The organism is Roseovarius maritimus, from assembly GCF_043355895.2.
Taxonomy (GTDB): Bacteria; Pseudomonadota; Alphaproteobacteria; order Rhodobacterales; family Rhodobacteraceae; genus Roseovarius; species Roseovarius maritimus.
In genome coordinates this window covers 1-8,968 of sequence record NZ_JBHFPF020000023.1, presented here as the reverse complement: position 1 = coordinate 8,968, position 8,968 = coordinate 1, and the positions used below count along the sequence as shown (strand labels likewise).

Here is an 8,968-nt window from a genome sequence, read left to right as displayed (position 1 = left end):
GAACCGCATCGTCGGCCTTTACGAAAACAAATAGGACTGCGTGGTCCCGACGGTCCACACCATGACCTGCCGGGACCACAAAGCTCAGGGAGATTACGACAATGATCACCACCTCTACACAGCAAACCGTTTTCGAAGAGCTGGTGATCGCGACGAAAATCTTGGTTCACGGCGTGGGGGGAGAATCTGTTTGCCACGTTAGTGCGCGTGCCACAGAATATTCTCATAGCTATTTTAGGGCTCCGCGCCGCATAATTGCTGAGGACAGGCGCCGGTTCGGTTTGGCGGGGAAGCCCGCACCTGAATGCCTGACCCGGCGGCTGTATGGTGAGACCATACACGAAGAGATGCGCGGCCATCTGTCATGCAATTTCCACGTTCCTTCGAAAGGTTCCCCGGGAAATGCCTGATATGGATATCAGAAAACACCGCATGATTTTATTTCACAGTGCGCGCGTGAGCAAGGGGCTGATTGGTGCACTCGGTCTCGTGCTATTCTGGGAGGCACTGCGCGCAAGCGGCATGGTCAATCCGCGCGATTTGCCATCCGTCAATGCCATCTTGGTTTCCTTCGTCGAACAAGTCGCGAACGGGTCACTCGTAGTTGCCGCGCTTTGGACCCTGATGTCGTGGTTTTTAGGGCTGATGGTGGCACTGATCTTGGGGACTGCGTCCGGAATACTCCTGGGACTGGTGCCTTGGCTGGAGCGGGCGAGTCGGCCAGCGCTTGAGTTTCTGCGGCCCATCCCCTCAGTCGCACTGATCCCGGTTGCACTGATGGTGCTAGGGATCGGTATGTCGATGCAGGTCTCACTTATTGTTTTTGCTAGTATTTGGCCAATCCTGTTTAGCGCCCGACAGGGTGTCGAAGGAATAGACCCGCGATACCACGATGTGGGCCGGGTCTTTGGGCTGGGGCAGGGCGCGCGCATTTTGCGTATCGTGCTGCCCGCGGCGCTGCCGTCTATTGCAACGGGTACGCGCATTGGGGCTGCGATCGCCCTAGCGTTGTCGATCACCGTCGAGATGTTAACCGGTCGCCCTGGCCTCGGGGGGGCTCTGCAATCAGCACGGCTTTCGGGGCAGATCACCGAGATGTGGGCCGTGGTCTTTGCTGCGGGGTTGATGGGGCAGTGCCTCAACATGATCTTCCTGCGCGGCGAGCGTTGGCTGTTTCCATGGAGTGGCGACCACAATGTTTGACCGCGCTCGTCTCGCCTCTCTGCTGGTACAAGTCCTCTTCATCATGTCTCTGATTGGGCTATGGCAATGGGCGGCTGTCTCCTACCCCGCCCCATATCTCCCGCGCGTGGGTCATATACTCGATGCATGGATTGACTATTTCAAGCCTCCGCTCCTGTCGCAGGCGCTTTGGCCCAGTCTCTACCGACTGCTTGTGGGTTTTTGCATTGGCGCAGGCCTCGGTACATTTATTGGCCTGATGTTGGGACAAGCCAAAGGACTCATCCCGTGGACGCGGCCGACGCTTGAGTTCCTGCGTTTCATTCCCGCCGTGGCGATCCTGCCGGGCGCGCTGGTGGTGCTGGGCCCGACCGATGGAATGCGGATCTTTGTCATTGCCTTTGGTGCGTTCTTCCCTGTGCTGCTGGCAACGCTTGACGGGATCCTGCGGCTTGAACCGTTGTTTCTCGACGTGGCGCGGGTCGAACGCCTAGCCCCGTGGAATGTATCGCTTCGGGTGATCCTGCCTGCCACCCTTCCGGCGATCTTCACCGGACTGCGCATCGCATTAGGAATGGCGCTGATCATGATGATCATCTCGGAACTGATGGCCGCTGACAACGGCATCGGCTTTGCCATGCTGCGCGCTCAGCGACTGTTTCAGAGCGCCCGTGTCTATGGTGGTGTGCTGGCTATAGGAACGGTCAGCATGCTGTTGACGCTGGCGCTGCTCGAAGTCGAGCGCCGAATGCTCGCTTGGCATGTCGGATGGAGGCAGGGAACAAATGAATAAACGGGCGCTGATCAAGACGGAGACAGCCATGACAACACCACCGCTGCTGAATGCCGAAGGTCTCACCAAGGCCTATGCAAGCGCCGCGACCCCCGTTCTGGGAGGCGTGAGCTTTGTACAGAGCGAAGGCGAATTCCTGTCGGTGGTGGGGCCTTCGGGCTGTGGCAAGACCACGCTGCTGCGCTGCCTTGCTGGGCTGATGTTGCCTGATGAAGGCGCGGTCAGTCATAGCGGCCAACAGTTCAGCGGTCCGCCTGACTGGATGTCGATCGTGTTTCAAGACTACAACCGCAGCCTCTTTCCTTGGCTTACGGTGCGGGGAAATGTAGGGTTTGGCCTGCGCGAGCGGGAAAAAGGCCAGAAGGCCCACATGGTTGACGAAATTATTGAGGCCGTTGGCCTTAGTCATGCAGCTGACCTGTATCCTTGGCAAATCTCTGGCGGAATGCAGCAACGCTGCGCACTGGCACGGTCGCTCGTGTCCTCGCCAAGGCTTTTGCTGCTCGACGAGCCTTTCGCCTCGGTCGATGCGCAGACCCGTATCGACTTGCAGGACCTGATGATGCGGTTGGTGGCTGACCGCGGCATCTCAGCGCTACTTGTGACACACGACATCGAAGAAGCTGTGTTCATGGGCGACCGGGTGGTCGTGCTCTCGACACGTCCCGCCCGCGTCGTCGAGGAAGTCAATATTGATATTCCAAAACCCCGCGATCAGCTTTCCACCAAGGAAAGCCCCCGTTTTCTCGAGTTCCGCCACCACGTCTACACATCGGTGCGACGGCAAGCTGGGGCGGCCGTCTAGGCCGTCTCTAATACCAAGAAAAGATCTCCTAAATTATTCAACAGAGAGAGGCCTTCCAATGATCAAGACACTGAAACTTATGGCTGCAGCTGCAGCCCTCGCGGCGACTACCTTCGGTGCCGCCCCGCAACGCGCCGAAGCGCAGGATCTGACCCAGATTCGCGTGGGGTATATCCCTGTAGGCGTTTATTCATACTTATGGCACGCAAGCGACGCGGGATATTTCGCTGAGGCCGGCCTTGAGGTTGAGCTCGTGACCATGGCTGGCGGCGGCGAGATCATCCCGGCGCTTCAGTCGGGTAGCCTCCAGTTTGGAATCTCGGACGCCCTTGGTGTGCTGAACGCTCGCAATGCCGGCATTCCGGCCACCTATGTGTCGTTCAACTTTGCCCAGACATCGGAAAGTCCAGTCCATGCTGCACTGACCTTTGATCCCGAGGTGAAGAGCGCCGCCGATCTTGAGGGGAAGTCGGTTGCCACAAATCTGAGCTACAACACCGATTGGACCATGATGCGCGCATGGCTGCGGCAAGAAGGTGTTGACCTCGACACAGTTCAGTTCCGGGAAATTCCTTTTCCCGAGATGCTCGCTTCTGCCCGTTCTGGCGGAGTCACCGTGGTCGGCGCGGTCGAACCCTTCGTGACGTTGGCTAAAGCCGAGGGTGCCACTGTATTGGGCAATTTTTTCACCGAAGTGAAATCTCCCGCAGTTCTCTCGGGTGTCGTCGCCATGACACCTTGGATTGAGAAGAACGAAGATCTTGTGAGCGCCTTTGTCGGAGCGATAAACAAGGCGATTACCGACTTTAATGACGATCCCCAAATCGCCCGCGACAGCATTGCCGGGAACACTAAGATTCCTGCGGAGATCGTGCAGGTCATGCCGCTTGGCACTTGGAATCCGGCAGTTGATTCCAGCGAGATGCAGTTCTGGGTTGATGCTGCTGCGTCAGAAGGCGTGCTGGAGGCGGATATCGACCTTGAAGGTTTGGTCTGGACGCCCGCCGAGTAAGGCCTTTTCCGGGCGGGCCTCCCTCCCGGAAAGACTCAAAATACAAGGTGCGCCAAGATCGAGCCTGTAAATGGCTTTGATGATGTGATTGCTCCCCGACGGCATCAATGTGCCAAGGTGGGTCTGGGATTATCCAGATAGGAGGACGGCCATGTCGGAGATTATCACGGTCGGGCTCGATCTGCGAAAAATGTATTCCAGATACATGGAGCTGGCTACGCAGGCCAAGCGGTTCTGCGCAAGAAGTTGCGGCGCGCAGGTTCTGAAGTTTTTCAGCCAACTGCCGCGCTGTGTGGTTGCGACGGAAGCGTGCGACGGCTCCCATTTTTGGGGCCGGGAAATCGGCAAGCTTGGACATGAGGTGAGGCTCATCCCGCCTGCCTACGTGAAGCCTTTCGTGAAGCGCCAGAAAAACGATGCGGCCGATGCCGGGGCGATCTGCGAGGCAGCGACGATGCGGTTCGTGCCTGTTAAGAGCGAGGAGACGCAGGACGCGGCGATGGTGTTTCGCGTGCGCGAGCTTCTGATCCGGCACCGGACTCAGGCCATCAATGCACTTCGAGGGCATTTGAGCAAGTTCGGACAGGTCGTGCCACAGGGGGTGGCCAACGCGACGGAGCTTATTACAATTATCGAAGATCCAGACTGCGATCTGGGCATCATTAAGGTCACATGACAGGGAAAACCGACATGAATGCAATGAACAGAATTCTTGGTATCGCCACTTTGGGCGTGATACTCGGTTCGGGTGCTTTCGCGCAGGAGTTGCGCTTTGGCGCCGGGCAGCAAGGCTCGCAAAACTACGGTGTCAATGCTGCATTGGCGGTGGAATTGTCCAACCGGGGCGGATTTGACGCGAGCGTGCAATCATTTGGCGGCGCGACCGCATATTTGCCCTTGTTAGGGACACAAGAGCTCGACATGGCGGCGGTTGTGATGCCCGACCTAGCTGATGCAGTGCGCGGGAGTGGCCCGTTCGAAGGTATGGCACAGGACAAGCTGGTGATCGTTGCACCCCTGCTGCCCAGTCCCGTTGCTCTGATGGTCACGAAGGAAAGCGGCATCGAGACGGTTGCCGACCTCAAGGGGCGTAAGGTCGCTTGGGGTCTGCCCGCGCAGGCCAGTCTGCAACCCTATGTCATGGGCGCGCTGGCCAATGGCGGTCTGACCGAAGACGATATCGTGCCCGTGCCGGTGACCAGCGTGGGGGCTGGCGTCGACGCGCTGATCGATGGCAAGGTCGACGCGACCCTGTTTGCACTGCGAGCCGGCAAGGTAGTCGAGGCGGACGCGGCGCTGGACGGTATAGCGTGGCTGCCGATGGACTCGTCAGTCGAGGCGGTTGCTCGTATGCAGGCCATCGCGCCAGAAGCGTACGTTTTGCCCATGTCGGGGGATGCGGGCGTTGTCGGGATGGACAGTGACACCGATGTCATGGCCTATGATTATGCGCTTGTTTCGCGCGCGGGTCTGGACGATGAAACGGTAACGGAAATCGTCTCTATCCTACGGGAAAACGCGGGTGAAATTGGTGCCAAGCATAGTGTCCTGTCAGAGCTTTCGGAGGACAATATGACGCGGAAATACGATCTGCCGTATCATCCGGCCGCCGTCGCGGCTTTGGGTCACTAATCTGCCGTGAACACCGGTTCGAATACAGTTGACAGCATGCCTGGACAAGATGCCTTTTCCAAGGCGCTGGCCGGGCTGGCTGCTGTTTTGGGCGTGGTCTTGGTGGCGGTATCGCTGCTTTGGGTGCTCGATATTCCGGCGAAATTCGGGGTGGCACTTTTCGACGAACAGCCGCTTGCGCTTGCGCTTGGCCTAGCACTGGCTTTGACTGCATTGACCATTTGCGGATCTGGCATTCCGCAGATGGCCATAGGGCTGATCGTCGGGGTGACCTTGCTAGGCATGATGGCGCTGATCGCGTGGCGGTTCCCGCAGCTTCAGGTTATGGCGATGATGCGCCCACTGTGGCTGATCGTAGTCGCAATGACGGTGATTGCGGGTCTGATGTTTCTGGTCTGGCGCACCCTGGGCATTGCGATTGTAGTTATCATAATGATCTTTTCGGCGCTGGCGATGTGGGGCGCAGCGTTGGGTCTGCCCACAACCCAGCCCGACCGCTGGGCCATCTACATGCTGGTGGACGCCAACTCCATTCTTGGCTTGCCGCTGCGTGTCGCTGTTCAGATCGTTATACCGTTCGTTCTGTTCGGCGAATTGCTGCGCCTGTCAGGTGGCGGGGAATACATGACTCGTCTCAGCCTTGCCGCCTTTGGCCGCTATCGTGGCGGCAGCGCCAAGGCCGCCGTCGGCGCATCGGCCCTGTTCGGCACGATTTCCGGCAATGCGGTGTCGAACGTTGCGGGCACCGGCATCGTGACCATTCCGCTGATGGTGCGGACGGGTATGAAGCCGCCCGTGGCCGGCGCTCTCGAAGCCGCCGCCTCGACCGGCGGGCAATTGTTGCCGCCGGTCATGGGTGCCGCAGCGTTTGTGATGGCCGATTTTTTGCGAATTCCCTACCTTGAGGTGGCGACCGCCGCCGCACTGCCTGCCATCCTGTATTTCACGGCTCTGATGATGCAGGTGGACCGGCTCGCCGCGCGCGACGGGATAAAGGGGATGGAACGCGCCGACATGCCGCCTCTGCGCGGAGTGCTGGCCGAAGGGGCGCATTTCGCAATTCCGTTCCTTGTGATGTTCGCCGTGCTGTTTACTAGCCAGACGCGCCCCGAGCTGGCGGCTCTCGCCGCATTGGCGTGCCTTGCCATCGTGGCAACCTTTCGCAGTTATGAAGGCAAGCGCCTACGCCCAGCCGATCTGATCGAGGCGCTGGTGCAGACCGGCAAAGCCGCCGCGCCGCTTTTGCTGATCACCGCCGCAGCGGGCATGATAATCGGGCTGGTAAGCCTGACGGGTCTGGGCTTTTCCGTTGCGTCCGACGCTATCAAGGCAAGCGGTGGCAACACCTTTCTGCTGCTGTTGCTGGTCGCCGTGATTTCGATTGTGTTCGGTATGGGGATGCCGACCGTCGCGGTCTATGTCGTGCTGGCCACGTTGTTGGCCCCCGCATTGATGGAGGTCGGTCTGAACGGGCTTCAGGCGCATCTGTTCATTCTCTATTTCGGCATGATGTCGATGCTGACACCTCCCGTGGCGTTGGCGTCAATCACCGCTGCGCGTATCGCCGGGGCGGGCATCTGGCGGACCAGCTTTTGTGCTGTGGGCATGGCGTGGGTGGCCTATGTTATTCCGATCTTGTTCGCCTTTTCGCCGGCGCTTCTGCTGCAGGGCGACACATTTCACGTCACTATTGCCGCACTGACTGCCATAATGGGTACCGCTTCCATTTCAATCGGCGCGGTTGGCTTTCTTGCCGAACCATTGAGCCCGCTTTGGCGCGCCGGATTCTGCCTTGCCGGCGCGGCGCTGTTGCTACCGGCCCCCTTGGGGACATGGGCAGCGGCTGCAAATGCCGTTGGATTTGTCTTGATGGCGACGCTCTTGTTCATACGGCTGCCACTTGTTACCAAACGAAAGACAACACGAAACCAGTAAAGGACCGGGCTCTGTCGCAGACGCTAGCATTGTCCTGAGCCAATTGATCTTGCAGTGATCGCTTTGCCAATGACCGAGCCTTGGAACGACACTCTTGCATTAATCTTGACGGCACGCTTCTTTGGGGCTTGGGGCGACCTTCAGGCCGCCACACCGAACATTTTGTTTACGAAGGCGATCTCGCCTTAGACGCCAGGTGTCGTGGCATCGTAATTCGTGAGACTTAGGGTCAGGATGCATTGATTTCGGTCGCACTGCGTGGTTCACGGCTCTAAAAACGTAGCTGTGATATGAGCGATCTCTTCTGGCTGACCGACGCGCGGATGGCATGTCTGGAGCCCTTCGTTCCGAAATCGCACGGGAAGCCAGTGTATTGACGACAAGCGTGTGTTGAGCGGAATAATCTTCATCCACCGCAATGGCTTGCGCTGGCGTTATGCTTCTGTCGCCTATGGCCCGCACAAGACGCTCTATAGTCGGTGGAAGCGCTGGAGCGAGAAAGGCATCTTCGCGCGGATGATGGCTGGGCTCGCTGCCAAACACCGCGAAGAGAAGACTGTGATGATCGACGCGACCTACCTCAAAGCACACCGCACCGCGACCAGAAACGAGCATTTGGGACGACACTAAAGCGTGACATGTTTAAGGTTGAAGGTCACGAGCAAGTCGCTCAACTCGCTCTCGAACTGGACGCACTCGTTTGCTTCGAGACCACTGGCGGGCAGGAATGGCGGTTATGGTCCACCCTCGACATTGCCGGGATCGCGGCCCGAAAATTGCCATTCGCCCAGATCAAGTCTTTCGCCCCGAGCCGGGGCACACGGGCCAAGACGGATCGGGGCGACGCGGAGCTCATCGCGCGGTTCATGATGTTTGACCTGATGCGGGCGCGTATTGCCACATGAAAAGTTGCGCCTCCTCAGGGTTTTGACGTCAAGGCATGGGCAGCTCGTCGAGATCCGCAAACGGCTTCTGGCGCAGATTAAGGCACATGGGAAGCTGGGATCGGCGGATATGTTTGATGCCATGGACGCCAAGTTGAAAGACCTTCTCGATCGCCAGATTGCAGAGTTGGAGGTGCGGATTGAGCAGGCCATGGCCTCTGATGATGAACTGGCTACGACTGCCGGAATCCTGCGTCCCGCTCCCGGAATCGAGCCCGTCACCAGCACTATGCTGATCGCCGAGATGCCCGAGCTCGACCAACTCTCGGGTGAGCAGGCCGCCGCGCTCGTGGGTCTGGCTCCAATCGCACATGACAGCGGCGTCTCGAGCGGCAAGCGCGCCATTGGAGGAGGACGGCGCCGGTTGCGACACGTTGTGTTCCAGGCGGCCCTTGTCGCCAAGCCATCACAACCCAGTCTTGAAGAACTTTGCTGACCGTCTTCGCGTCGCCGGAAAACCACATAAGGTTGTCATCACAGCAGTTGCTCGAAAGCTCGTCACAATCTCGAACGCGCTTTGCAGATCTCGTCTGAAATGGACCAATCATGCCACCTGAGAAATACAGTTCTTAGGGTCTCGCGAGCCAAGGATTTAATCAAGGATATAATAGGGCCTTCTTTCAATTTTGACAGTAAAACGGCGCATTCTGTCAACATGTATTATT

At 58.5% G+C, this 8,968-nt stretch carries 8 protein-coding genes and 2 pseudogenes; all 10 read left to right on the top strand.

Annotated features, from left to right (window positions below; genetic code table 11):
• Positions 1-402 precede the first annotated feature (402 nt).
• The 10 genes and pseudogenes from ACEWPM_RS19610 (at position 403) to ACEWPM_RS19565 (ending at position 8,739) form a co-directional block, all read left to right on the top strand.
• Positions 403-1,203: an ABC transporter permease gene (locus ACEWPM_RS19610; protein ID WP_393964122.1), complete on the top strand. Its 801-nt coding sequence runs from the start codon at positions 403-405 to the stop codon at positions 1,201-1,203.
• Positions 1,196-1,975, top strand: a complete 780-nt coding sequence (locus ACEWPM_RS19605) for an ABC transporter permease (protein ID WP_393964121.1) — start codon at positions 1,196-1,198, stop codon at positions 1,973-1,975. The genes ACEWPM_RS19610 and ACEWPM_RS19605 overlap by 8 nt, the downstream gene beginning before the upstream one ends.
• Before the next feature lie 28 nt (positions 1,976-2,003).
• Positions 2,004-2,780 (top strand): ABC transporter ATP-binding protein, encoded by a 777-nt coding sequence (locus tag ACEWPM_RS19600; protein WP_393964120.1) that lies wholly within the window; start codon positions 2,004-2,006, stop codon positions 2,778-2,780.
• 58 nt (positions 2,781-2,838) lie between these two features.
• Positions 2,839-3,792, top strand: a complete 954-nt coding sequence (locus ACEWPM_RS19595; RefSeq protein ID WP_393964119.1) for an ABC transporter substrate-binding protein — start codon at positions 2,839-2,841, stop codon at positions 3,790-3,792.
• 151 nt (positions 3,793-3,943) lie between these two features.
• A pseudogene (locus ACEWPM_RS19590) lies at positions 3,944-4,438 on the top strand (IS110 family transposase); the annotation flags it as partial.
• A 53-nt stretch (positions 4,439-4,491) separates the two neighbouring features.
• A complete protein-coding gene (locus ACEWPM_RS19585) occupies positions 4,492-5,424 on the top strand; it encodes a TAXI family TRAP transporter solute-binding subunit (protein WP_393964118.1) in 933 nt (310 codons plus the stop codon).
• 36 nt (positions 5,425-5,460) lie between these two features.
• On the top strand, positions 5,461-7,359 hold the full coding sequence (locus tag ACEWPM_RS19580; protein WP_393964117.1) for a TRAP transporter permease: 1,899 nt from the start codon (positions 5,461-5,463) through the stop codon (positions 7,357-7,359).
• Positions 7,360-7,649: 290 nt separating this feature from the next.
• Positions 7,650-7,962, top strand: a pseudogene (locus ACEWPM_RS19575) (transposase); the annotation flags it as partial.
• Between the two features lie 35 nt (positions 7,963-7,997).
• Complete coding sequence (locus tag ACEWPM_RS19570) at positions 7,998-8,264, top strand: IS110 family transposase (RefSeq protein ID WP_393964116.1); 267 nt, start codon at positions 7,998-8,000, stop codon at positions 8,262-8,264.
• 109 nt (positions 8,265-8,373) lie between these two features.
• Positions 8,374-8,739, top strand: coding sequence for a transposase (locus ACEWPM_RS19565; RefSeq protein WP_393964115.1), 366 nt, complete (start codon positions 8,374-8,376; stop codon positions 8,737-8,739).
• Positions 8,740-8,968: the final 229 nt, after the last annotated feature.